Annotated in this window: 18 protein-coding genes and 1 pseudogene; 5 read left to right on the top strand and 14 right to left on the bottom strand. The window is 73.0% G+C overall.

Translation table 11 applies throughout. The annotated features are described in order from the left end of the window. Positions 1 to 131 precede the first annotated feature (131 nt). Positions 132 to 923 (bottom strand): lipoyl(octanoyl) transferase LipB, encoded by a 792-nt coding sequence (gene lipB, locus ACZ4Z3_RS06310; protein WP_468499914.1) that lies wholly within the window; start codon positions 921 to 923, stop codon positions 132 to 134. Positions 924 to 1,255: 332 nt separating this feature from the next. On the opposite strand from lipB, the gene ACZ4Z3_RS06305 reads away from it, so the two are divergent. Beyond that, positions 1,256 to 2,695 (top strand): regulator, encoded by a 1,440-nt coding sequence (locus ACZ4Z3_RS06305; RefSeq protein ID WP_468499913.1) that lies wholly within the window; start codon positions 1,256 to 1,258, stop codon positions 2,693 to 2,695. Between the two features lie 75 nt (positions 2,696 to 2,770). Here ACZ4Z3_RS06305 and ACZ4Z3_RS06300 read toward each other — a convergent pair whose 3' ends face one another. Then, positions 2,771 to 4,180, bottom strand: coding sequence for an NAD(P)/FAD-dependent oxidoreductase (locus ACZ4Z3_RS06300; RefSeq protein ID WP_468499912.1), 1,410 nt, complete (start codon positions 4,178 to 4,180; stop codon positions 2,771 to 2,773). A 344-nt stretch (positions 4,181 to 4,524) separates the two neighbouring features. After that, the gene (locus ACZ4Z3_RS06295; RefSeq protein WP_468499911.1) at positions 4,525 to 5,448 is read right to left on the bottom strand and encodes a TIGR01777 family oxidoreductase; all 924 of its coding nucleotides are present in this window, start codon (positions 5,446 to 5,448) and stop codon (positions 4,525 to 4,527) included. A gap of 103 nt (positions 5,449 to 5,551) precedes the next feature. Here ACZ4Z3_RS06295 and ACZ4Z3_RS06290 point away from each other — a divergent pair, with 103 nt between their 5' ends. Then, positions 5,552 to 6,040 carry a GNAT family N-acetyltransferase gene (locus tag ACZ4Z3_RS06290; RefSeq protein WP_468499910.1) on the top strand — a complete coding sequence of 163 codons (489 nt, stop codon included), beginning with the start codon at positions 5,552 to 5,554 and terminating at the stop codon, positions 6,038 to 6,040. Between the two features lie 153 nt (positions 6,041 to 6,193). On the opposite strand, the gene ACZ4Z3_RS06285 is transcribed toward ACZ4Z3_RS06290, so the two are convergent. Then, a complete protein-coding gene (locus ACZ4Z3_RS06285; protein ID WP_468499909.1) occupies positions 6,194 to 7,378 on the bottom strand; it encodes a MarP family serine protease in 1,185 nt (394 codons plus the stop codon). A gap of 221 nt (positions 7,379 to 7,599) precedes the next feature. On the opposite strand from ACZ4Z3_RS06285, the gene ACZ4Z3_RS06280 reads away from it, so the two are divergent. Then, entirely contained in the window at positions 7,600 to 8,550 is a 951-nt protein-coding gene (locus ACZ4Z3_RS06280) for a peptidoglycan recognition protein family protein (RefSeq protein ID WP_468499908.1), read from the top strand. Between the two features lie 66 nt (positions 8,551 to 8,616). Here ACZ4Z3_RS06280 and ACZ4Z3_RS06275 read toward each other — a convergent pair whose 3' ends face one another. From ACZ4Z3_RS06275 to ACZ4Z3_RS06245, 7 genes are all read right to left on the bottom strand, one after another. Further along, positions 8,617 to 9,135 (bottom strand): DUF4240 domain-containing protein, encoded by a 519-nt coding sequence (locus ACZ4Z3_RS06275; protein WP_359701645.1) that lies wholly within the window; start codon positions 9,133 to 9,135, stop codon positions 8,617 to 8,619. A gap of 97 nt (positions 9,136 to 9,232) precedes the next feature. Beyond that, positions 9,233 to 10,252, bottom strand: coding sequence for a helix-turn-helix transcriptional regulator (locus ACZ4Z3_RS06270; protein WP_468499907.1), 1,020 nt, complete (start codon positions 10,250 to 10,252; stop codon positions 9,233 to 9,235). A 249-nt stretch (positions 10,253 to 10,501) separates the two neighbouring features. Beyond that, on the bottom strand, positions 10,502 to 13,204 hold the full coding sequence (gene aceE / locus ACZ4Z3_RS06265) for a pyruvate dehydrogenase (acetyl-transferring), homodimeric type (protein WP_468499906.1): 2,703 nt from the start codon (positions 13,202 to 13,204) through the stop codon (positions 10,502 to 10,504). Positions 13,205 to 13,714: 510 nt separating this feature from the next. Then, positions 13,715 to 14,356 carry a GntR family transcriptional regulator gene (locus ACZ4Z3_RS06260; RefSeq protein ID WP_468499905.1) on the bottom strand — a complete coding sequence of 214 codons (642 nt, stop codon included), beginning with the start codon at positions 14,354 to 14,356 and terminating at the stop codon, positions 13,715 to 13,717. Positions 14,357 to 14,613: 257 nt separating this feature from the next. Beyond that, positions 14,614 to 16,458: a 2-oxoglutarate dehydrogenase, E2 component, dihydrolipoamide succinyltransferase gene (gene sucB / locus ACZ4Z3_RS06255; protein WP_468499904.1), complete on the bottom strand. Its 1,845-nt coding sequence runs from the start codon at positions 16,456 to 16,458 to the stop codon at positions 14,614 to 14,616. A gap of 61 nt (positions 16,459 to 16,519) precedes the next feature. Continuing rightward, the gene (gene lpdA / locus ACZ4Z3_RS06250) at positions 16,520 to 17,908 is read right to left on the bottom strand and encodes a dihydrolipoyl dehydrogenase (RefSeq protein WP_468499903.1); all 1,389 of its coding nucleotides are present in this window, start codon (positions 17,906 to 17,908) and stop codon (positions 16,520 to 16,522) included. A gap of 290 nt (positions 17,909 to 18,198) precedes the next feature. Then, complete coding sequence (locus tag ACZ4Z3_RS06245) at positions 18,199 to 19,737, bottom strand: leucyl aminopeptidase (protein ID WP_359694730.1); 1,539 nt, start codon at positions 19,735 to 19,737, stop codon at positions 18,199 to 18,201. A 352-nt stretch (positions 19,738 to 20,089) separates the two neighbouring features. Here ACZ4Z3_RS06245 and ACZ4Z3_RS06240 point away from each other — a divergent pair, with 352 nt between their 5' ends. Further along, a complete protein-coding gene (locus ACZ4Z3_RS06240) occupies positions 20,090 to 20,899 on the top strand; it encodes an endo alpha-1,4 polygalactosaminidase (RefSeq protein WP_468499902.1) in 810 nt (269 codons plus the stop codon). Positions 20,900 to 20,957: 58 nt separating this feature from the next. On the opposite strand, the gene ACZ4Z3_RS06235 is transcribed toward ACZ4Z3_RS06240, so the two are convergent. Next, a complete protein-coding gene (locus ACZ4Z3_RS06235) occupies positions 20,958 to 21,755 on the bottom strand; it encodes an adenosylcobinamide-GDP ribazoletransferase (RefSeq protein WP_468499901.1) in 798 nt (265 codons plus the stop codon). Between the two features lie 113 nt (positions 21,756 to 21,868). Here ACZ4Z3_RS06235 and ACZ4Z3_RS06230 point away from each other — a divergent pair, with 113 nt between their 5' ends. Beyond that, entirely contained in the window at positions 21,869 to 22,651 is a 783-nt protein-coding gene (locus ACZ4Z3_RS06230) for a hypothetical protein (RefSeq protein ID WP_468499900.1), read from the top strand. Here the strand turns inward: ACZ4Z3_RS06230 and ACZ4Z3_RS06225 are convergent. Both ACZ4Z3_RS06225 and ACZ4Z3_RS06220 read right to left on the bottom strand, forming a co-directional pair. Then, complete coding sequence (locus tag ACZ4Z3_RS06225) at positions 22,576 to 23,289, bottom strand: hypothetical protein (protein ID WP_468500210.1); 714 nt, start codon at positions 23,287 to 23,289, stop codon at positions 22,576 to 22,578. The genes ACZ4Z3_RS06230 and ACZ4Z3_RS06225 overlap by 76 nt on opposite strands. A gap of 118 nt (positions 23,290 to 23,407) precedes the next feature. Then, positions 23,408 to 23,646, bottom strand: a pseudogene (locus tag ACZ4Z3_RS06220) (phosphatidylglycerol lysyltransferase domain-containing protein); the annotation flags it as partial. Positions 23,647 to 23,667: the final 21 nt, after the last annotated feature.

The following is a 23,667-nucleotide window of genomic DNA, read 5'->3' as shown; positions in this document are numbered from 1 at the left end:
ATCGGCTCCCTGTAGCTTCGATTCTTCGGCGCACCCCAGGGTACGCCCGTGCTGTTGTCGCTCCCCGAGGTGGGCAACCTTCGGCTCTCGGGTCGCATTCCCCGGGCGGCGGGCCCCGGCCCGCCGGGACCTCACGCCGACGCGCGTTCCACGACCCTCGGCCGGAGGTCGGCGTTCTCCAGTACGTCTCGCAGGTGCTTCTCGGCGACGGGGAGGACCTCGGCGATGGTGATGTCGCGGCCCAGCTCCGTCGCGAGGGACGCGACGCCCGCGTCGCGGATCCCGCAGGGGATGATCCGGTCGAACCAGCGGTTGTCGGGGTTCACGTTCAGCGCGAAGCCGTGCATCGTCACGCCCTTCGCCACCCGGATCCCGATCGCCGCGATCTTGCGGTCCTCGCGCCGCTGCCCCGCGTTGGAGGGCGCGTACTCGGGACCGTTCAGCCGGGGGTCGAACTCGTCGTCGTGCATCCGGGGGTCGAGGTCCAGGGAGAGGCCGCCGAGCCGCTGCTCGACGGGGTCGCCCAGCACCCACACCCCGCTGCGGCCCTCCACCCGCGTCGTCTCCACGCCGAACTCGGCGCACGTGCGGATCAGGGCCTCCTCCAGGCGGCGCACATGGGCCACGACGTCCACCGGGCGCGGCAGCTTCTGGATCGGGTACCCGACGAGCTGGCCCGGCCCGTGCCAGGTGATCTTGCCGCCGCGGTCCACGTCGATGACGGGCGTGCCGTCCAGGGGGCGCTCGTTGTCGGCCGTTCGCCGGCCGGCCGTGTAGACGGGCGGGTGCTCCAGGAGCAGCACGGTGTCGGGGACCTCGTCGACGAAGCGCGCCGCGTGCACCCGGCGCTGCTCGTCCCAGGCCTCCTGGTACTCGACGGCCTCCGTGCCGAACCCCATGCGGACGAACCGCAACCCACTCACGGCAAGCGCCTCCCTCGGCGGTACGGCCGTGCGGCGGTACCGCGATAGCTCTGTCAGGCGCGTGACGCGCCCACGCCACTGTACGACCGTAGGACCGCGCGATGTTCGGCGGCCGTCCCACCGGCGCACGGCGGCGACCGCCGGCGTACACCGCGCCCCCGCCCCGTCAGCTACGCGGCCAATCCTCACACGATCGGATGAACCGACGCGGAAGTGTGCGATCGGGCGTTTACTCTCCGCTACATTCACGCCGTTCACAAGGCCGCAAAGGCTTCTCACCAGGCAATCCGGGCACCGCGCCGACACCCGGAAGGCAGGAGACCGCACCGCAGATGACGGAACGACCCGCGCAGCGCACCCCCAACCGCCAGCTCGCCGCCCTCATCGCAGAAGCGGGGTTCTCCAACGCGGGACTAGCGCGTCGTGTGGACCAGCTCGGTCTCGAACACGGCCTCGACCTCAGATACGACAAGACGTCGGTCACCCGCTGGCTGCGAGGCCAGCAGCCGAGGGGCACCACGCCCGCGCTCATCGCCGAGGTGTTCACCCGCCGCCTCGGCCGCAGGCTCACCGCACAGGACCTCGGTCTCGACGCCTGCGCCCCCGTGTACGCGGGGCTGGAGTTCGCCGCGACCCCCGACGAGGCCATCGACATCGTCAGCGGCCTGTGGCGCAAGGACTCCGGCAGCCACGCCGAACTGCGGAAGATCGCCTTCACCCCGGCCGGACTCGTCGTCCCCAGCCGGGACTGGCTGATCGGCCGCGCCGACGACCGGGTGGGCCGGGGCGACCCGGCCGCCACCCGCGTCCCCCCGCAGGGCCGCCCGGCCGTCCCCCGGCAGCGCAGCCAGACCGAGCGCGGCCCCGGCCAGAAGGTCACCTCCGGGGACATCGCCGCGCTCCGCTCGGTCGGCGAACTCTTCCGCGCCCTCGACAACGCCTACGGCGGTGGCCACGCCCGCCAGGCCCTCGTGCGCTACCTGGAGCACGAGGCCGAGCCGATGCTGCGGGGGGCCTACGGCGAACAGGTCGGCCGACGGCTCTTCGCGGCCGCCGCCGACCTCACCCGGCTCGCCGGCTGGACCTCGTACGACATCGGCGCCCACGGGCTCGCCCAGCGGTACTTCGTACAGGCGCTGCGCCTGGCGCAGGCGGCGGGCGACCGGGCGTACGGGGCGTACGTCCTCATCACGATGAGCCGGCAGGCGGTCTACCTGGGGCACGGACGGGAGGCCGTGCAGCTCGCGCGCGTCGCCCAGCAGGGCGTCGGGTCCGCCGTGCCGCCGGTCGTGCAGTCGCTGCTGCACGCCGTCGAGGCCCGCGGGCACGCGGTCCTCGGCGAGGTACGGGCCTCCACGGCCGCGCTGGTCCGCGCCGAACGGGCCCTGGAGGCCGCCCGCCCCGGCGACGAGGTCCCCTACTGGGCGCGCTTCTTCGACGAGGCCCAGCTCGCCGACGAGTTCGGGCACAGCCACCGCGACCTCCAGCAGTACCGCGCCGCCGCCCAGCACGCCGAGCGGTCGCTGCAACTGAGGGCGCCCGCCTTCGCCCGCAGCCGCCTCTTCTGCCGGGTGGTGCTCGCCTCGGCCCGCCTCGGGCTCGGCGAGCTGGACCAGGCCTGTCAGTTGGGCGCGGAGGCCGCCGGGCAGGCCGCGGAGATGCGCTCGGTGCGTGCCGTGGAGTACGTCCGCGACTTCGAGCGCCGTCTGGAGCCGTACCGGGACGCCGCCCCGGTGAGGGGCTACCGGGACAAGGTGGCCGCCCTGGGCTAGGGGGCGCGCGGCGGCCCGTGTGCCGCATGCTCAGGGGCGCCCGGAGACCGTCCGGGCGCCCCCGCCGCGCCTCGGTCAGGCGGCCGTCTCGAGTGCCTCCTCCATGGGCGTCGGGTGGGCGTCCAGGTCCGTGAGGACGGCGTGGGCGGCCCGGCGGGCCGAGTGGAGGGCGCCCTGGACGGTGCTGGTGTCGCGGTGGTCGCCGCAGACGTACAGACCGGCCAGCAGCCGCACCGGGCGCCGCAGGTCGTGCGGCGCGGGCATCGCGGGCACGGCCTCGGGCTCGTGATGGACCGCCAGCAGCTCCCACCGGGCCGTGGACGTGCGGTACAACCGGGCCAGTTGGGCGCGGACCGTGGCGTCCAGATGGGCCGCGTCCGGCGGCGTGCCGAGCACCGTGGAGGTGATGAGGGCACGGCCCGCAGGAGCCCGGGTCGGGTCGACCTGGCTGATGACCGCCGTGTGCGAGACGGGGCCGCCGCGGTCCGCGTCGAGGAGCAGCGCCCCCTCGCCCGGCGGGAGCTCGTCGGTGGCGTGGTGCAGCACGGTCACCGGGTGGAAGTCCGGTACGCGCAGCCCCGGCAGCAGCTCTGCCGCGGACCGGGCGTCCGTGGCCAGGACGACGGCACGGCAGGAGAGTTCACCGTGGTCGGCCGTCGTCACCGAGGTCGTGCTGATCGCGGTTGCCCTGACCCCGGTACGGACGGTGCCCGGCGGCAGGGCCGCGGCGAGCAGCTCCGGGAGGGTGTCGGCGCCGCCCTCCGGCAGGCACAACCGGCCCGTCGCGAAGGCGTGCAGGGCCAGATCGGCACAGCGGCTGGACGTTTGCAGAGCCGGGTCGGCGAGCAGGGCGGCCAGCAGGGGCCGTACGAAACCGTCGATCGTCCGGGGCGGGAAGCCGCGGGTCGCGAGGGCCTCGGCGATCGGGAGCTCCGCGCGGGTGGCGAGCCGTTCCGGCGCGGTCGCGGCGAGCCGGGCCAGCGCCATGGCCAGCCGGGACTGGTCGGCCGGGGCGCCCAGCCGGCCCGGCCGGACACCCGCCGGCCGGCCCTGGTGGCGGCCCTGTGCGCGGCCTCCGTTCCGGGGCAGCCTGGGGGCGCTTGCGAGGGCGCGCGCGGCTGTAAGTGCGCCCCTTGCGCTCCGTAGGGGCGGGGTGGCGCCGGCCCGGTGGTGGTGGCCGTCGGCGTACAGCAGGACGCCGGGGGCGAACGGGCGCAGGGGCAGGGCGTCCAGGCCCGGCGTGCGGCGCAGTTCGGGGTAGGACGTGGAGAGCAACTGGGGGGTGCGGTCGAGGCGGAAGCCGTCGATCTTCTCGGTCGACATCCGGCCGCCGATGGCGGGCGCGGCCTCCAGGACGGTGGTCGTCAGACCCGCCCTGGTCAGATGTCCGGCCGCGGCGAGGCCGGCCACGCCGGCCCCGACGACGATGACGTCCACGGTCTCCGTGTCCGCTGAGTACGTCGATTGGTACACCGACTCAAGCACGTGCCCCTCCCGAGGTCGCGCGGCTGCTGGGGACGTCATGCCCTCAACGGCCTTCTGGAATACCTGAGTTCGGGACGAGGGTGCGGTTTCCGGCGCTGACCGGGGAAGTCGCGCGCGACCCTCGCACGGGGGCATGGCGGGAAGGCGCGTGCGCCCGGCGTCCCCGCCACGCCTCCGTGGTCCCACGCCCACCGGGTCGGCGGGTGGTGGATGCGAGGCGGGCGCGGGACGGCGGGGGCTTGTGGCGGGGCTCCCGCGCCCCTGGCAAGCCCCGGAGAGCGCCGGGCGCACCCGGTCCGCCCGGGGACGCCCGGCGCCGGGCGCCGCCTGCGGTCGGCGGTGCTTCAGTCCGTCTCGGCCGCGCGGATCGCCGACTCGATGTCCGGGTGCGTGAACACGAAGCCCGACTCCAGGAGCCGGGTCGGTACGGCGCGCGTACTGCCGAGGACGTCGGACGAGACCCCGCCGAGGGCGAGCCGGAGGGCGGCGGCGGGCACGGGGAAGAGCGTCGGCCGACGCAGCACCTTGCCCATCGCCGCCGTGATCTCCCCGTTGGTCCTCGGGTTCGGCGCCGTCAGATTGAACGGCCCGGACAGCGACGGCGTCTCCATGAGGTGGCGCAGCGCGGCGACCTCGTCATGGAGGGAGATGAAGCTCCAGTACTGCCGCCCGTCGCCCATCCGCCCGCCCACCCCCGCCTTGAACAGCGGGAACAGCGGCCCCCACGCGCCCCCGCCGCGCGCCACGACCAGCCCGGTCCGCGCGAACACCGTCCGCACCCCGGCGTCCGCCGCGGGCTTCGCCGCCGCCTCCCACTCCACGCACACCGACGGCAGGAACCCCGTTCCCGCCGACGCCGCCTCGTCCACCACCCGGTCGCCCGTGTCGCCGTAGAACCCGATCGCGCTGCCGCACACGAAGACGCTCGGTGGTGTGTCCAGGGAGGCGACGGCCTCGGCGAGCACCCTCGTGCCGAGCACCCGGCTGCGCCGGATCGTCTCCTTGTACGCGTCGGTCCAGCGGCGCGAGGCGACTCCCGCGCCCGCGAGGTTCACGAGGGCCGCACACCCCTCAAGGCCGGCCACGTCGACCTGCTGAGCCTCCGGGTCCCAGCGGACCTCGTCCGCCGAGCGCGGCGCACGCCGCACGAGCCGGCGCACCTCGTACCCGTCGGCGGTGAGGGACCGGGCCAGCGCCGAACCGATCAGGCCGGACGCCCCGGCGATCACCACACGGGAACCGGGCGCCACGGGCGCATCTGTGTCCATGCCTCCCATCCTGCCCCTCCATGCGGCGAATCAACGGACCGGGCCCGCCGCGGCCCCGCCGTGCCGCCGGGCTGTCGAGGTGTGCCCCCGTACGCTTGTCCGTATGCCGCTTCCCTTCATACGGGTCGCGACCTCCGACGACGAGGACGCGCTCGCCCGGCTCGACCGGGCCACCTGGTCGACGCTGCACTCGGTGCAGGAGCGCCCCCGGCAGCCGTACAGGCCGTTCTTCGACGACCGGTTCGGTCCCGGGGACCATCTCGTCGCGGAACTCGGCGGTGACGTGGTCGGCTACCTCCGGCTGGGCCGGCCCACCTCGCTGGACTGCAACGCGCATGTCCGCCAGATCCAGGGGCTCGCCGTCGCGGAAGAGGCGCGCGGGGCCGGGGTGGCGCGGGCGCTGGTGCGGGCCGCGCGGGAGGAGGCGCGAAGCCGGGGCGCCCGGCGGCTCACCCTGCGGGTGCTCGGCCACAACACCCCGGCCAGGAAGCTGTACGAGTCCGAGGGGTTCGTGGTGGAGGGAGTCCTGCCCGAGGAGTTCCTGCTCGACGGGGCCTACGTGGACGACGTACTGATGGGCGTTCACCTCTGACGCGACGGGGCGTTCACCTCTGACGCGACGTCACGGCGACGCCCACGCCGTCGGCATGCCACCGCCCTGGCCCGGCCTCACAGGGGCGTGCCACCGTGCGCCGCGCATGACGGCGGGAAACCGCCCCCACGACGCGGCCCCACGGCGGCATGCTCACGACGTCACGAGTTCCCCGGTGTCCACCGCCTTCGTCGCGTTCGCCGCGCTGTTCGCCTCGGGGGCGACCTCGTCGACCGTCAGGACGTACCCCGTCTCCACGTCGGACGTGGAGCGGGCGAAGACGACGCCGTAGACCTGGCCCTCGGTGGTGAGGAGGGGGCCGCCGGAGTTGCCGGGGCGGACGGTGGAGCGGATCGAGTAGATCTCGCGGGTGACCGCGTCCGTGTTGTAGATGTTCCGGCCAGTCGCGTCGATACGGCTGGCGACCGTGGCCGCCTGGAGGTCGAGCCCGCCGTCCTCCGGGTAACCGGCGACGACCGCCGCGTCACCCCGCGAGGCGGTGTCGTCGAAGCGGAGGACCGGCGCCTCCAGACCCGGCACATAGAGCACCGCGACATCCTTCTCCGGGTCGAAGAGCACCACCCGCCCCTGGAACGTCCGGCCCACGCCGCCCACCCGCACACTCGGGTCGTCGATGCCCGCCACCACGTGCGCGTTCGTCATCACGTGCTCGCGCGCGTACACGAAGCCGCTGCCCTCGCGGCCCTGCGTCCCCGCGACGCCCTCGATCTTGACCGTGCTGCGCTTGGCGGCGTTCGTCGCCGCGGCCGTCACACTGTCCCCGGAGGGCTTGGCGACCTCGGCCGTCGCCTCGTTCTCGAACGGGTTGAAGACCTGCGGGAAGCCCGCCTCGGTCAGCGCGGACGTGGCGTTGGAAAACCAGGTCGGAGTGGTGTCCGGCATGGTGTTCTGCACGGCGCCCAGCAGCGCGGAGTTGCGGATCGAGTTGGTCACCAGCGGCGACGAGGACGCCCCGAGGACGCTCGCGGCCACCCACGCCACGATGAGCACGGCGATCGAGTTGGCCGCCGCCCCGCCTATGCCGTCGGCCACGCGCAGCGGGCTGCGGTCTATCTCGCGGCGCAGCCGCAGCGCCAGCCGGCCCGCCAGCTCGTGCCCGATCACACCCGGCACCAGCACGGTCAGCACCGCCGTGACCGTCGCCGCGGGGGTGCCCGGCGCCACCAGCTCCATCATCCACGGCAGCATCCAGACGCCCACCACCGCGCCGCCCACGAAACCGGCGAGGGACACACATCCCGCGACCAGGCCGCGACGGTAGCCGGACGCCGCGTAGGCCAGGATCACCAGCATCAGCAGGATGTCGAGCACGTCCACTCCAGCGCCTCTCTCTTTGGGGACCCAGTAGTACGCGTGGGGTGGGCGCAGTGATCAGTCACGCCCGCACGGCACGCCGGTGGCGTGCGGGAATCGGCCACCGGTACGCCCGTCCGCCTGAATCGTGAAAACGTCCCGGACCGGGACGATGGTTCCAATCCGTTCACCCGGGTGGCGCAACCCACAGGGCGGCGGGGGCGCATCGGGGTGAGGCTCGGTGCATGCGTGTGTTCCGGAAGTCGCGGGGATCGTCACGACGTCGGCCACTCCGTGCGGGGCGGCGCCGAACACGGACTCCGCGAGGCCTCACGGTCGCGCGAATACGGGGTCCGCGCGGCGCCACCGCCGCGCGGACCGCACCCGCCCCCCAGCCCGCCCGCCATCGCGGCACCCGGCGCGGGCGCCCCCGCCCGCCGCGTCCCGTCCTCCTCGCGCTGGCCTGTCTGCCCGGTGTCGCCGCCGTCCTCGCGCTGGTGCTGTGCGCGATCGGCGTGGACGGCACGGGCGGCCGTGCCCCCAGCCCCGTGGCGGCCCGGCCCTCCCAGTCGCACCCCTCGCACCAGGCGCCCCGGCCGCCCATCGTGCCGAGGAGCCGCTGGCTCGCCGGGGACGGCCGCAGCCAGCCGCCCGCACGCTACGACGACCAGGTCGCCGCCGTCTTCATCCACCACACGGACTCACCGAACGGCTACGACTGCGCCGACGCGCCCCGCATCATCCGCTACCTGTACGCCGGCCAGACCGGCACCCGGGAGTGGGACGACATCGGCTACAACTTCCTCGTCGACCGCTGCGGCACCATCTACGAGGGTCGCGCGGGCGGCGTCGACCGCCCCGTCACCGGCGCCCACACCCAGGGCTTCAACCACCGCACCGCCGGTGTCGCCGCCCTCGGCACCTTCACCGCCGGTGTCCCCGTCCCCCAGGCCATGACCGACGCGATCGCCGCCCTCGTCGCCTGGAAGCTCGGCCTCTCCGACAGCGACCCCCGCGGCAGTGTGCGCCTCACCTCCAGCAACAGCCGCAGCCGCTACGCCGCCAGCACCACCGTCCTGCTGCCCACCCTCGCGGGCCACAGCGACGGCTACATGACCAGTTGCCCGGGCGCGGCCCTCGCCGAACGCCTGCCCGCCATCAGGGAACTGGCGGCTCGTCTCCAGGGCCGGTCGTGACCCGCACCGCCTCAGGGCCGGTCGTGACCCGCACCGCCTCGCTGCCGCGCATCCACCGCCGGGGTGTCAGGGCCTGAAACGCTCCCAGAGCTTCGGGTAGCGCTCGGCGAGCGCGGACTCGTCCTCGAAGTCGACCGGGGTGCCCTCCGGTTCGCCGGGCGCGGGCGGAATGCCGAGGTCCGGCGCGACGAGACCGGTGAGCTGCTCGTACGCCTCGTCGGCGGCGTACCCCAGCTCCTCGCCGTCCCCGTCGATCTCCTCGTCGAAGTCCCCCAGCAGATCGGCGAGCGCGTCCGGGTCGTGCACCGCGCCCTCGAAGACCTCCCGGCCCTGGCCGATCAGCCAGCACCGGAAGAAGTCGAACGCGTCGTCGCTGGCGCCGTCGAGCAGCACCCAGGCGGCGCCCCACAGGTCCCAGGTGTAGGCGCGGTTGTAGCGGGACTCGAAGTGGCGGGCGAAGTCGAGCACCGCCTCCGGGTCCAGTCGGCCGAGCCGTTCCACGAGCAGGTCGGCCTGGTCCTCCGGGTCGCCCTCGGCGTCCTCCCGGGTCGTGTCCACCAGCTCCCAGAACTCCGTCTCGTCCATCACGGGTCCAGCATCGGGCCTCAGGGGGGCGGATGCACGTGGAGGACCACGGATCGGCCACACCCGCCGACGCGCCCCGACGGTCCGTGCGGCCCCCTCAGCCCCGCTTCTCTCCCCGATACAGTTCGGCGAGCCGCCGCGCGTCCTCCGCGAAACGGCTCCGCAGGCTTTCCGGGGCCAGCACCTCGACCTCGGCCCCCAGCGCCGTGAGCTGGGTGCGGGCCACGTCCTCCGACTCGACCCGGAGCGTCACGGTCGTCCAGCCGTGCGCGTGGGGGGCGTCGTCCGTCGCCGCGAGGGCGTCCCGCGCCGACACCGGATCGACGACGTGCGGCAGCCTCCGCACGCCCTCCGGGGACAGCCGTACGACGACCTCGGCGTGCAGGATCGAGCGGGCGAAACGTTCCGCCTGATGGTCCCAGTACGCCGGCAGGTCGAAGTCCTCGTCGCGCGTGAAGCGGGCGTCCTCGGTCTCGACGGTGCTGAACCGGTCGATGCGGTAGGTACGGAAGGGAGCGGAACGGGTGTCGGAGCCGGGGTCCGTGCGCGCGTCGGCGACGCGGGCGCACAGGTACCAGATGCCGGCCTTGAGGACGAGACCGTACGGCTCCAGCCGCCGTTCGACCTCGGTGTCGCCCCTGCGGTAGCGCGCCGTGATCCGCCGGTCGTCCCACACGGCGTCCGCGACGACGGGCAGCAGCTCCGGGGTCTTCGGCTCCTTGAACCAGCTCGGCGCGTCGAGGTGGAACCGCTGGGACGCCGTGCGTGAGGCGTCGCGGAGGGAGGGGAGGAGGGCCGCCGACACCTTCAGACGGGCGGCGGACGCGGCGTCCTCCAGGCCCATCTCGCGCAGGGCCCCCGGAACGCCGCTGAGGAACAGCGCCTCGGCCTCGCTGCGGGCGAGACCGGTCAGCCGGGTGCGGTAACCGCCGATCAGACGGTAGCCACCGGCCCGCCCGCGATCCGCGTACACGGGGACACCGGCCTCCGAGAGGGCCTGGGCGTCCCGGGTGACCGTGCGCTCGGACACCTCCAGCTCACGGGCCAGCTCGGCGGCGGTCATGGAGGGGCGGGACTGGAGAAGCAGCACCATCTTGATGAGCCGGGCAGCGCGCATGGGTTCATCATGCCGGGCCCTCCGGGGGAAGGGCCGTGGGGGTGCGTTGTCGGGTGCGGGTGCGTGGGGGCTGGTCGCGCAGTTCCCCGCGCCCCTGAAAAGCGACCGGGGCTGCGCCCCGTGCTTTTCCTATGAAGGGTGGGCCGAAGGCCCAACCCTTCAGGGGCGCGGGGAACTGCGCGAGAAACCACGAACCACCCGTAGCCGCCGACGGACGGGCGCCCCCCATTCAGAAGGCGCCCGGCAGCCTCACAGCCCGTACTTCTCGCGGGCCTCCTTCACCGCCGCCGCCCGGGTCTCCCCCCGCTTCGCCAGCTGCGCGAGCGCCGCCACGACGATGGACTGCGCGTCGACACCGAAGTGCCGGCGAGCCGCCTCGCGGGTGTCGGAGAGACCGAAGCCGTCGGCGCCGAGGGAGGAGTAGTCCTGCTCGACCCACTGGGCGATCTGGTCGGGAACCTGGCGCATGTAGTCGGACACGGCCAGCACCGGACCCTCGGCGCCCTGGAGCGCCTGGCGGACGTACGGGACGCGCTCCTCGCCGCGCAGCAGCGCCGCGTCGGCCTCCAGGGCGTCCCTGCGCAGCTCGCTCCAGGACGTCGCGGACCACACGTCGGCCGCGATCCCCCACTCCTCGGCGAGGAGCTTCTGCGCCTGAAGCGCCCAGTGGATGGCCGTACCGGAACCCAGCAGCTGGATGCGCGGGGCGTTCGCCGGGACGGTCACGCCCGCGGACTCGGCCGTGTTGAAGCGGTACAGGCCCTTGACGATGCCCTCGTCGATACCGAGACCGGCCGGCTTCGCGGGCTGCGGGAGCGGCTCGTTGTAGACGGTCAGGTAGTAGAAGACGTTCGGGTCCTCACCGGGCGCGGCCTCGCCGTACATCCGGCGCAGACCGTCCTTCACGATCGTCGCGACCTCGTAGGCGAAGGCCGGGTCGTACGTGAGGGCGGCCGGGTTGGTCGCCGCGATGACCGGCGAGTGACCGTCCGCGTGCTGCAGGCCCTCGCCCGTCAGCGTCGTACGGCCGGCGGTCGCGCCGACGAGGAAGCCGCGGCCGAGCTGGTCGCCGAGCTGCCACATCTGGTCGGCCGTGCGCTGCCAGCCGAACATCGAGTAGAAGATGTAGAACGGGATCATCGCTTCGCCGTGCGTGGAGTACGCGGTCGACGCGGCGATGAAGTCGGCCATCGAACCGGCCTCGGTGATCCCCTCGTTGAGGATCTGGCCGTTCTCGGCCTCCTTGTAGTACATCAGCTGGTCGCGGTCGACCGGCTCGTACGTCTGGCCCTTGGGGGAGTAGATCCCGAGGGACGGGAACAGCGACTCCATGCCGAAGGTACGCGCCTCGTCAGGGACGATCGGCACCCAGCGCTTGCCCGTCTCCTTGTCGCGGACCAGGTCCTTGATCAGGCGGACGAAGGCCATGGTGGTGGCCACGTTCTGGGAGCCGGAGCCCTTGTCGAAGGAGGCGAAGGCCTTCTCGGCGGGGGCGGGCAGCGGCGCCACCGGGTGGACGCGACGGGCCGGGGCGGGGCCGCCGAGAGCGGCGCGGCGCTCCTGGAGGTAGCGGACCTCGGCGGAGTCGGCGCCCGGGTGGCCGTAGGGCACGACGCCGTCGACGAAGTCGCTGTCCTTGATCGGCAGGTCGAGCAGGTCCCGCATCGTCTTGAACTCGTCCACCGAGAGCTTCTTCATCTGGTGGTTGGCGTTCTTCGACGCGAAGCCCTCGCCGAGGGTGTGGCCCTTGACGGTCTGGGCCAGGATCACGGTCGGCGCGCCCTTGAACTCGACGGCCGCCTTGTACGCGGCGTACACCTTGCGCGCCTCGTGACCACCGCGCGAGAGGTGGAAGCACTCCAGGATCTTGTCGTCGCTCAGCAGCTTCGCCATCTCGACGAGCGCCGGGTCCTTGCCGAAGAAGTCCTGGCGGATGTAGGCGGCGTCGCGGGTCTGGTACGTCTGGACCTGGGCGTCCGGTACCTCGCGCAGCCGACGTACGAGCGCGCCGGTGGTGTCGAGGGCGAACAGCTCGTCCCAGGCCGTGCCCCACAGGGTCTTGACGACGTTCCAGCCGGCGCCGCGGAACTGGGCCTCCAGCTCCTGCACGATCTTGAAGTTGGCGCGGACCGGGCCGTCGAGGCGCTGCAGGTTGCAGTTGATGACGAAGGTCAGGTTGTCGAGGCCCTCGCGGGAGGCGAGCGCGAGTGCAGCCGTCGACTCGGGCTCGTCCATCTCGCCGTCGCCGAGGAACGCCCACACGTGGGAGGCCGAGACGTCCTTGATGCCGCGGTTGGTGAGATAGCGGTTGAAGCGCGCCTGGTAGATGGCGGAGAGCGGGCCGAGGCCCATGCTCACCGTCGGGAACTCCCACAGCCAGGGCAGCCGCCGCGGGTGCGGGTACGACGGGAGGCCGTTGCCGCCGGACTCGCGGCGGAAGTTGTCGAGGTGGGCCTCGTTCAGCCGGCCGTCGAGGAAGGCGCGGGCGTAGATGCCGGGGGAGGCGTGGCCCTGGATGTAGAGCTGGTCGCCGGAACCGTCGGCTTCCTTGCCCTTGAAGAAGTGGTTGAAGCCCGTCTCGTAGAGCCAGGCCGCGGAGGCGAAGGTGGCGATGTGGCCGCCGACGCCGTATTTGGAGCCGCGGGTCACCATCGCGGCCGCGTTCCAGCGGTTCCACGCGGTGATGCGGCGCTCCAACGCCTCGTCACCGGGGACGCCCGGCTCGGCGGCGGTGGGGATGGTGTTGACGTAGTCCGTCTCGAGCAGCTTGGGCAGCGCGATGCCGTTGCCCTCGGCGCGCTCCAGGGTGCGACGCATCAGGTACGCGGCACGGTGCGGGCCGGCCGCCTTGGTGACGGCGTCCAGCGAGGCCTGCCATTCGGCGGTCTCCTCCGGATCGCGGTCGGGGAGCTGGTCGAGCGCGCTCGGCTGGATGGCGTTGGGGTCGGTCATTGCGCCGCCTTCCTCAGTCGAAGGGGGTTCCCTCATCGGTAAGGGTTCGGGGGTGCCCTTGGTCTTTGGCAGGACAGGGCTGGGGCTTCGGTGGAAGCCCGTCGGCGACTGTAACCCGCTGATCGATGATCGATCAAAGGGTTCTTTGGCAAAACCTCTTGATCACGAGAAAGTCGGCACGGGGTGCCTTCGGCGGAGACACCGGGTGCCGCTGTGGGCCGGGGTTTGCGCAGGTGGGGCGGCGTTTGAGCGGGGGTGCGCCCAATAGATCGGGGGGTGGGGTGCGTTGGCGGGTGCGGGTGGGTGGGGGGCGTTCGCGCAGTTCCCCGCGCCCCTGAAGGCTTGGGCCTGCGGCCCGGCCTTCATCCTGAAAAGCACGGGGCGCGGCCCCGGTCGCTTTCAGGGGCGCGGGGAACTGCGCGGACAAGCCCCCACTCACCCGCAGCCGAGAACGGACCCGCGAAGCCCACTCACCGCGGCCGAAAACGCACCCCCGGCGGCCCCGGAACGCTACGCCGGCTCGTCGTCGGTGTGCGGGGCGCAGCCCAACACGTGGGACTTGACCAGGTCCGCGATCCGCGGATCCCGGCGGCGGAACGCGGCGACCAACTCCTCGTGCTCCTCCGCGTACGACTGCTGCACCGTGCCGAGCCAGCGGATGCTGAGCGCCGTGAAGACCTCGATGCCGAGGCCCTCCCAGGTGTGCAGCAGCACGGAGTTGCCGGCGGCCCGGACCAGCTCGCGGTGGAAGGCGACGGTGTGCCGTACCTGGGACGTGCCGTCGGAGTTGCGGTCCGCCTCGTAGAGGGCGGCGACATGCGGCTCGAGCGCCGAGCAGTCCTCCGCCAGCCGCTCGGCCGCCAGCTCCGCCGCGATCGCCTCCAGACCGGCCCTGACCGGGTAACTCTCCTCCAGATCGGCCGCCGTGAGGTTCCGCACCCGTACGCCCTTGTTCGGCGCGGACTCGATCAGCCGCAGCGACTCCAGCTCGCGCAGCGCCTCCCGTACCGGCGTCTGGCTGACCTCCAGCTCCGTCGCGATCCGGCGCTCCACGATCCGCTCACCCGGCTTCCAACGCCCGCTCACGATCCCCTCCACGATGTGCTCGCGGATCTGTTCGCGCAGCGAGTGGACGACGGGCGCGGTGGTCATGCGGGCTCCTTCGGCGGGGGACTGAGCCCCAAGGGCGTTGACCCATAGACAATAAAGCCGCGACGCCGCCCGTGAGGGGCGCACAGGGGCGCTTTCTCGCAGGTGAGACGAGACTTACACGCTCCCATGGTGGCCCCGTCTGTAAAGACCCGTACCGGCCGAGCTGCGAAGCCGCCACGGGCGGGCCGCCCCCGGGAAAACAGCGGTGCCCGCCCGGAAGCTCCGGACGGGCACCGTCGTACTGCGGTGGTGGACCCTTACAGGCCGAGCTCGACCTCGAACTCGCCCGCCTCCAGGATCGCCTTGACCGCCGTCAGGTAACGGGCCGCGTCGGCGCCGTCGACCAGGCGGTGGTCGTAGGAGAGGGTCAGGTAGGTCATGTCGCGGACGCCGATGACCGTGCCCTCCTCCGTCTCGATCACGGCGGGGCGCTTGACCGTGGCGCCGATGCCGAGGATCGCGACCTGGTTCGGCGGCACGATGATCGTGTCGAAGAGCGCGCCGCGCGAGCCGGTGTTGGAGATGGTGAAGGTCGCCCCGGACAGCTCGTCCGGAGTGATCTTGTTGGCCCGGACCTTGCCCGCCAGGTCGGCGGTGGCCTTGGCGATGCCGGCGATGTTGAGGTCGCCCGCGTGCTTGATGACCGGGGTCATCAGGCCCTTCTCGGAGTCCACGGCGATGCCGACGTTCTCCGTGTCGAAGTACGTGATGGTGCCCTCGGCCTCGTTGATCCGGGCGTTGATGGCCGGGTGGGCCTTCAGCGCCTGGGCCGCCGCCTTCACGAAGAACGGCATCGGGGAGAGCTTCACACCCTCGCGGGCCGCGAAGGAGTCCTTCGCCTTGGCACGCAGCTTCATCAGACGGGTCACGTCGACCTCGACGACCGAGGACAGCTGCGCCTGCTCGTGCAGCGCCTTGACCATGTTGTCGCCGATGACCTTGCGGATGCGCGGCATCTTGATGGTCTGGCCGCGGAGGGGGGAGGCCTCCAGGACCGGGGTCTTCTTCGACGCGGCGGCGGCCGGAGCCGCGGCGGCCGGAGCCGCGGCGGCCGGAGCCGGGGCGGCGGCAGCGGCCTTCGCGGCCTCGGCGGCGGCGATGACGTCCTGCTTGCGGATACGGCCGCCGACGCCGGTGCCCTTGACGGACGCCAGGTCGACACCGTTCTCCGCGGCGAGCTTGCGGACCAGCGGGGTCACGTACGCACCCTCGTCCGTCGCCTTGGCGGCGGCCGGGGCGGCGGCCGGAGCCGGGGCCACCGGGGCGGGCGCCGGAGCCGGAGCGGCCGGAGCCGGAGCGGCCGGAGCGGCGGCGGCGGGCGCCGGGGCCGGAGCGGCGGGGGCGACCGGCGCGGGGGCCGGAGCCGGAGCCGGAGCCGCGGGGGCGGCCGGGGCGGGCGCGGGAGCAGCCGGGGCCGGGGCAGCGGCGGCGGGCGCCGGAGCCGGGGCGGCCGGAGCCGGAGCGGCGGCCGGGGTGGCACCGGGAGCGCCGATGACGGCCAGCTTGGCGCCGACCTCGGCGGTCTCGTCCTCGCCGACCACGATCTCCAGCAGCACACCGGAGGTGGGCGCCGGGATCTCGGTGTCGACCTTGTCCGTGGAGACCTCGAGCAGCGGCTCGTCGGCCTCGACGCTGTCGCCGACCTCCTTGAGCCAGCGGGTGACGGTGCCCTCGGTGACGGACTCGCCGAGCGCGGGCAGGACGACGTCGGTGCCCTCGGCGGAACCGGCGCCGGCGGCGGCCTCGGCGGTCGGGGCCGGGGCGGGGGCGGCCTGCTCGGTGGAGGGCGCGGCAGCGGCGGGCTCGGGCGCGGGGGCCGGAGCCTCCTCGGCGGCCGGGGCCGGGGCGGCGGCGGGCGCGCCCGTGCCGTCGTCGATCACGGCCAGCTCGGCGCCGACCTCGACCGTCTCGTCCTCGGCGACCTTGATGGACGCGAGGACACCGGCGGCGGGGGAGGGGATCTCGGTGTCGACCTTGTCGGTCGAGACCTCGAGCAGCGGCTCGTCGGCCTCGACACGCTCACCCTCGGCCTTCAGCCAGCGGGTGACGGTGCCCTCGGTGACGCTCTCGCCGAGCGCCGGAAGGGTTACGGAAACCGCCATGGTTTCTGTTGCTCCTTAACGAATTGCGGAAGTCTGGATCGTCGCTTCGTCGACCGAGGGGTCAGTCGTGCGAGTGCAGCGGCTTGCCCGCGAGGGCCAGGTGGGCCTCGCCGAGCGCCTCGTTCTGCGTCGGGTGGGCGTGGATGAGCTGGGCGACCTCGGCGGGGAGGGCCTCCCAGTTGTAGATCAGCTGGGCCTCGCCGACCTGCTCACCCATGCGGTCGCCGACCATGTGGACGCCGACCACGGCACCGTCCTTGACCTGGACGAGCTTGATCTCGCCCGCGGTCTGCAGGATCTTGCTCCTGCCGTTGCCCGCGAGGTTGTACTTCAGAGCGACGACCTTGTCCGCGCCGTAGATCTCCTTGGCCTTGGCCTCGGTGATGCCCACGGAGGCGACCTCCGGGTGGCAGTACGTCACACGGGGGACACCGTCGTAGTCGATCGGGACGGTCTTCAGACCGGCCAGACGCTCCGCCACCAGGATGCCCTCGGCGAAGCCGACGTGCGCGAGCTGGAGCGTCGGGACCAGGTCACCGACGGCGGAGATGGTCGGGACGTTGGTCCGCATGTACTCGTCGACGAGGACGTAGCCGCGGTCCATGGCGACCCCGGCCTCCTCGTAGCCCAGGCCCTGCGAGACCGGGCCGCGGCCGACGGCGACCAGCAGGAGCTCGGCCTCGAACTCCTTGCCGTCGGCGAGGGTGACCTTGACACCGTCCTGGGTGTACTCGGCCTTCGAGAAGAAGGTGCCCAGGTTGAACTTGATGCCGCGCTTGCGGAACGCGCGCTCAAGAAGCTTGGAGGAGTTCTCGTCCTCGACGGGGACGAGGTGCTTCAGGCCCTCGATGACCGTGACGTCCGTACCGAAGGACTTCCAGGCGGAGGCGAACTCGACGCCGATGACACCGCCGCCGAGGACGATCGCCGACTTCGGCACGCGGTCCAGGACGAGGGCGTGGTCCGAGGAGATGATGCGGTTGCCGTCGATCTCCAGACCCGGCAGCGACTTCGGCACGGAGCCGGTCGCCAGCAGGACGTGGCGGCCCTGGACGCGCTGGCCGTTGACGTCGACGGAGGTGGGGGAGGACAGCCGGCCCTCACCCTCGATGTACGTGACCTTGCGGGAGGCGATCAGCCCCTGAAGGCCCTTGTACAGGCCGGAGATGACGCCGTCCTTGTACTTGTGGACGGCCGGTACGTCGATGCCCTCGAAGGTGGCCTTCACACCGAACAGCTCGCTCTCGCGGGCCTGGTCGGCGATCTCGCCCGCGTGCAGCAGGGCCTTGGTGGGGATGCATCCCCGGTGCAGGCAGGTGCCGCCGACCTTGTCCTTCTCGATCAGGGCGACGTCCAGGCCCAGCTGCGCCCCGCGCAGGGCCGCGGCGTAACCACCGCTACCACCGCCGAGGATCACTAGGTCGAAAACGGTGCTGGCGTCGTTCGCCACGTCACGTCCTCCATGCATGTGCGCCGTACGCCGGTCTCCAGTGACCGGGCGGCGGCTGGTGTCCGGCCGCTCTTCTTCGGCCCTGTGGTGGGGGCCCTGTCCTGCCGTGCCCCATCTTCGCACTTGTCGGGAGGGAACGAGACGCCGGGCCGGGGTGTGAGACACCACACGCTCACATGTGAACCGGGCGGGGACGCGGGAGAGCCCGAAGGGACGCGGGCGACCGCGCGACCGGCCACAGCCGGCCCGCGGTCGCCCGCGCCCCCGGAGATCGAGTTGGTGAACGGACGTCAGCCCAGGTCACCCGCGGCGGCCCGCTCGGCCAGCCGCACCAGCGTCCGCACCGCGGACCCCGTACCGCCCTTGGGGGTGTACCCGAACGGGCCGCCCTCGTTGAACGCCGGACCCGCGATGTCGAGGTGCGCCCACGTGATGCCCTCGCCCACGAACTCCTTCAGGAACAGGCCGGCGACGAGCCCGCCGCCGTACCGCTCGCCCATGTTCGCGATGTCGGCGGTGGGGGAGTCCATGCCCTTGCGCAGGTGGTCCGGGAGCGGCATCGGCCATGCGGCCTCGCCGACCTCCTCCGCCGCCTCGTGCACCGCGGAGCGGAACGCGTCGTCGTTCGCCATGATGCCGAACGTCCGGTTGCCCAGCGCCAGCATCATCGCCCCGGTCAGCGTCGCCACGTCGACGATCGCGTCCGGCGCGTCCTCCGACGCCTTGGCGAGCGCGTCCGCCAGCACCAGACGGCCCTCGGCGTCGGTGTTCAGCACCTCCACCGTCTTGCCGCTGTACATGCGCAGCACGTCACCCGGCCGGGTGGCGGTGCCGGACGGCATGTTCTCGGCGAGGGCCAGCCAGCCGGTCACGTTGACCTCCAGGCCGAGGCGCGCGGCGGCGACGACCGCGGCGAACACGGCGGCGGCGCCGCTCATGTCGCACTTCATCGTCTCGTTGTGCCCGGCGGGCTTGAGGGAGATGCCGCCCGAGTCGTAGGTGATGCCCTTGCCGACGAACGCCAGGTGCTTCGTGGCCTTCGCGTGGGTGTAGGTCAGCTGCACCAGCCGGGGCGTGGCCGCGGAGCCCGCGCCGACGCCGAGGATGCCGCCGTAGCCGCCCTTGGCGAGCGCCTTCTCGTCGAGCACGGTCACCTTGATGCCGTGTTCCTTGCCGGCGCCCTGCGCGATCGCGGCGAACGCCGCCGGGTCGAGGTCGTTCGGCGGGGTGTTGATCAGGTCGCGGGCGCGGTTGAGTTCCTCGGCGACCGCGACGGCGCGCTCGACGGCGGCCTTGTGGGCGCGGTCGCGCGGCTTGGCGCCGAGCAGGGCCACCTCGGCGAGCGGCGCCTTGCCCTTCTTCGCCTTGGCGGCGTCCTTGGCCTGACGGCCGTTCTCCTTGTAGGTGTCGAACGAGTAGGCGCCGAGCAGCGCGCCCTCGGCGACGGCACCCACGGCGTCGGTGTCGGCCAGCGGCAGGGCGAACGCCGCCTTCTTCGAGCCGGCCAGGGCACGGGCCGCGGCACCGGCCGCGCGGCGCAGCGTCTCCGCGCCGAACGAGCCGTCCTTGTCGGGCTCCGCTCCCAGGCCCACCGCCACCACGAGCGGCGCCTTGAAGCCGGACGGGGCGGGCAGCTTCGTCACCTCACCCTCGGCGCCCGAGGCGCCGAGGGTCTCCAGCAGGCCGGCCAGCCTGCCGTCGTACGCCTTGTCCACGGTCTCGGCACCCGGGGCAACGACCGGGCCCTTGGCGCCCTTCGCGACACCGACCACGATCGCGTCGGCGCGGAGGCCGGACGCGGCGGCGGTGCTGAGAGTGAGAGCAGTCACGGTGGTGAAATCTCGCTTCCGATTGAGTTTTGGGTAGCCGAACGGATCGGGTCGACGTGCCGGGCACGAGCCTAGGCCCTCGTTCGGTCCGTCGGATCTGGGGCGCGGGGCCGGTTCCGCACCGGCCGGCCGGACGGCGTTCGCTGCCACCAGCCTCCCTGACTTTCCGCCCGGCCCATGCAGGGAGATCCCCATGACTTCGGCATAGGGGGAACCCTTGTCGCGCGAAGCCGATGTCGCTCACTCGTGCGGACGGTGGTCACGGGCCGCGAACGGGCCCTGCCGCACCGCTCGATGACATGGTCCGCGATCATCCTTGGGGTACGTTGCCGCCCGCCCTGGAGCCCTTGCGATGAGACGCGCCCCCGCCCGCAGCGCCCTGCTGACCCTGCTCCTGCTGGTCGGGGGCTGTACCGCCGCCCCCGACGACAGGCCGGGCGCGGACCCCGGCCCGAGGACGGGCGACCGCTGGCGGCCGAAGCCCGGCACGGACTGGCAGTGGCAGTTGAGCGGGCGCCTGGACACCTCCGTGGACGTCCCCGTGTACGACATCGACGGCTTCGACCACTCCGCGGACACCGTCGACGGCCTCCACGACGACGGCCGCAAGGTCATCTGCTATCTGTCCACCGGCGCCTGGGAGGACTGGCGCCCGGACGCCGACGAGTTCCCCGAGTCGGTGATAGGCAGGGGCAACGGCTGGGAGGGGGAGCGCTGGCTCGACATCCGCCGTCTCGACGTCCTCGAACCGCTGATGGCCGCGCGGATCGACATGTGCGAGGAGAAGGGCTTCGACGCGGTCGAGCCGGACAACATGGACGGCTACCGCAACCGGACCGGCTTCCCCCTGAAGGCCGCCGACCAGCTCCGCTACAACCGTCTCGTCGCCCGCCTCGCCCACGAACGGGGCCTGGCCGTGGGCCTGAAGAACGACCTCGACCAGATCCCCGCGCTCGTCGACGACTTCGACTTCGCGGTCAACGAACAGTGCGCCCAGTACGAGGAGTGCGACACCCTCACCCCGTTCATCGACGCGGACAAGGCCGTCTTCCACGTCGAGTACGAGATGGAGACGGACGACTTCTGCCCCCAGTCCCGGCGGCTGCGGCTCAGCTCCCTGCTGAAGAAGTGGGAACTGGGGGTGTGGCGCGAGGCCTGCTGACCCCGGCGCGCGGCGGGACGACCACTCGGCGGACAGCCCCCGACGGTCGCCCTCGGGCTCACCCGAGGGTGAACACGACCAGGGTCGCCGTCGCCGCCGTCTCCGCGAGCCCCCCGAACACATCGCCGGTCACCCCGCCGAACCGCCGTACGCAGTGCCGCAGCAGCGACTCGGCGGCGGCGCAGCCGAGGACGACCGCGAGCACCGTACGGGCGAGGTCGTACGGCCCGAGGAGCGCGCCCGCGCCCGCCGCCGCGCACCCCACGACCACCGCCACCAGCACCGCGCCCCGCAGCGGCACGGCCCCCGCCACCGCGGCCCCCAGCCCCTCGGGCCGGGCGGCCGGAACGCCGGTGCGGGCGGCCAGGGTCAGGGCCAGCCGTGCGGTGGTCGACGCGACGACGGCAGCGACCGTGCCCAGGGCCCAGGACTCCCCGTAGGCCTCGGTGAGCGCGGCGACCTGGGCGAACAGGACGAGTACGAGGGTGATGACGCCGAACGGTCCGATGTCCGACTGCTTCATGATCCGCAGCGCGTCCTCGGCTGGCTTGCCGCTGCCCAGCCCGTCGGCGGTGTCCGCGAGCCCGTCCAGATGCAGTCCCCGGGTGAGCACGGCCGGTACGGCGACCCCGGCCACGGCGGCGAGCAGCGGCCCCGCGCCCAGGAACAGCAGCAGCCCGCCGAGCGCGGCCGCGGCGGCGCCGACCACCAGCCCGGCGGCGGGCGCGCACAGCATCCCCACGCGCGCCGCGTCGCGGTCCCACCGGGGCACCCGCACCGGCAGCACGGTCAGCGTGCCGAAGGCGAAACGCAGGCCGTCGGAGAGGGTGGGCGCGGGCACCGGGGTCGTGGACACCGGCGCAGGCTACCCGGCAGCCGGAGAGGCGAGAACGGCGCCCGGGGGGCGGGTGAGGCCCGAACGGCAGCACTGCGCGAGGCATTCGGGTCGTATCCGCATAAAGTTCCCGTATGGGTCACTGGTGGGAACGGAACATCGTCGAGCCGGGCAAACTGCCGCTGCTCCTCGCGCTCACCGCGTTCGTCCTGACCTTCCTGATCACCCGGCTCATCACCCGACTCATCCGGGCCGGCAAGGGTCCCTTCCGCAACATCAGCGGCAGCGGCGGCGTCCACATCCACCATGTCGTCCCCGGTGTCCTCCTCACCGTCGCCGGCGGCTTCGGCTCCGTGGCCTCCGACGGGCACGGCTTCGGCTCGCTGTTCTCCGCCGTGATCTTCGGCATGGGCGCCGGGCTGGTCCTGGACGAGTTCGCGCTGATCCTGCACCTCGACGACGTGTACTGGTCGGAGGAGGGCCGCAAGAGCGTCGAGATGGTGGTGCTGACGGCGGCCCTGGTGGGCCTCGTCCTCAGCGGCTTCCTGCCCTTCGGCGTCAACGACCTCAGCGAGGAGGAGCTCCAGGACCGGGGCGCCGCCCTCCTCACCATCGGCACGAACTTCCTCATCGCCCTGGTCGCCCTCAGCAAGGGCAAGGCCCGCACGGCGATCTTCGGGGTGATCATCCCGATCGTCGCCGTCGTCGGAGCCGTCCGCCTGGCCCGCCCGACCTCCGCCTGGGCCCGCCGCTTCTACCGCCGCCGCCCGCGCGCCCGCGCCAGGGCCCTGCTGCGGTCCTACCGTCACGACCGCCGCTGGTCGGGCCCGAGCCGCCGTCTTCAGGACTGGATCGGCGGCACCCCGGACCTGCCCTCCGGGCCGGCGCCCCCGCCCGACCGGGCGGAACGCCGCTGACGCACGGCCAGGAGCCCGCACAGCGCCAGCACGGCCGCGATCGCCGCCAGGTGCTCCTTGCCCGCGAGGTTCTCCTTGACCAGCACCTCGACGACCATCGCCACGACCACCGCGCCCGCCGTGACGTACGCCCGGAACCGCCACCCGAGGAACACCGCGAGGCCCACCACGGCCGCCGACGGCCCGGTGTCGACGACCTGGGCGTCCGAGGCGGGCAGCCCCACGAAGGGGACGTCCGGGCCGAGCGCGATGCCCACGCGCGCGTACAGCGTGCCGGCCAGCGTCGCCAGGAACGCCACGGCCAGCGTCCGCCTCTTCCCCAGGCAGATCTCCGCGATCCCGAACACGAGCAGGATCTGCGCGAGCGCACCCCACACGGGCAGGTCCAGCGCCGGGACGAACAGGGAGAGCGGGGTCCGCAGCAGCGCCAGCCACAGCGGGTCCTCGGCCCGTACGGCGCCCACGTCCTCGATGAACCCGTAGCCCCAGGACTGCCGGTGCACGAGGTGGACGACGGTCGCCAGACCGACGGCGGCGACGGTCATCGGGACGGCCCGCGACCGGCGCGCCAGGGCCGGGCGCACGGTGTCGTACAACGGCCCCCATTCGGCGCGGGCCGCCCGGGCGACCCCGTTCATCCGCCGGCCCGCATCTGTGTACGTCCTCGTCCCCATGTCCCGTGCGTCTGTTCCGTACGCCGGGTCCCGACGCGGGGGCCCCGCGCGTCCGTCGCCGGACGCCCGTCCCCTTACGCGGTCACCGGCGTGACTCCAGGTGGCTGCACCGCAGCCACTTCGGCAGTCCCGGCGCCACCAGGAAGGAGCGGGAACCGCGGCTCCCGGATGGGCCGGTACTCGGCGTCGGCCCGGTACAGCGACTCGCAGAACCGGTCCCGCGCCGAGGCGCGCGCCACGTTCGAAGACCGGTCGGAACATCGCGAAGTTGAGCGAGACCTGCGTGATCCCGATCTCCTCGGCCCGCCGGAGGAGGCCGATGTCACGGGGGTGCCCCGCCGG

It is taken from the genome of Streptomyces sp. NPDC030296, assembly GCF_055572815.1.
This window is presented reverse-complemented; position numbering and strand designations above follow the sequence as displayed.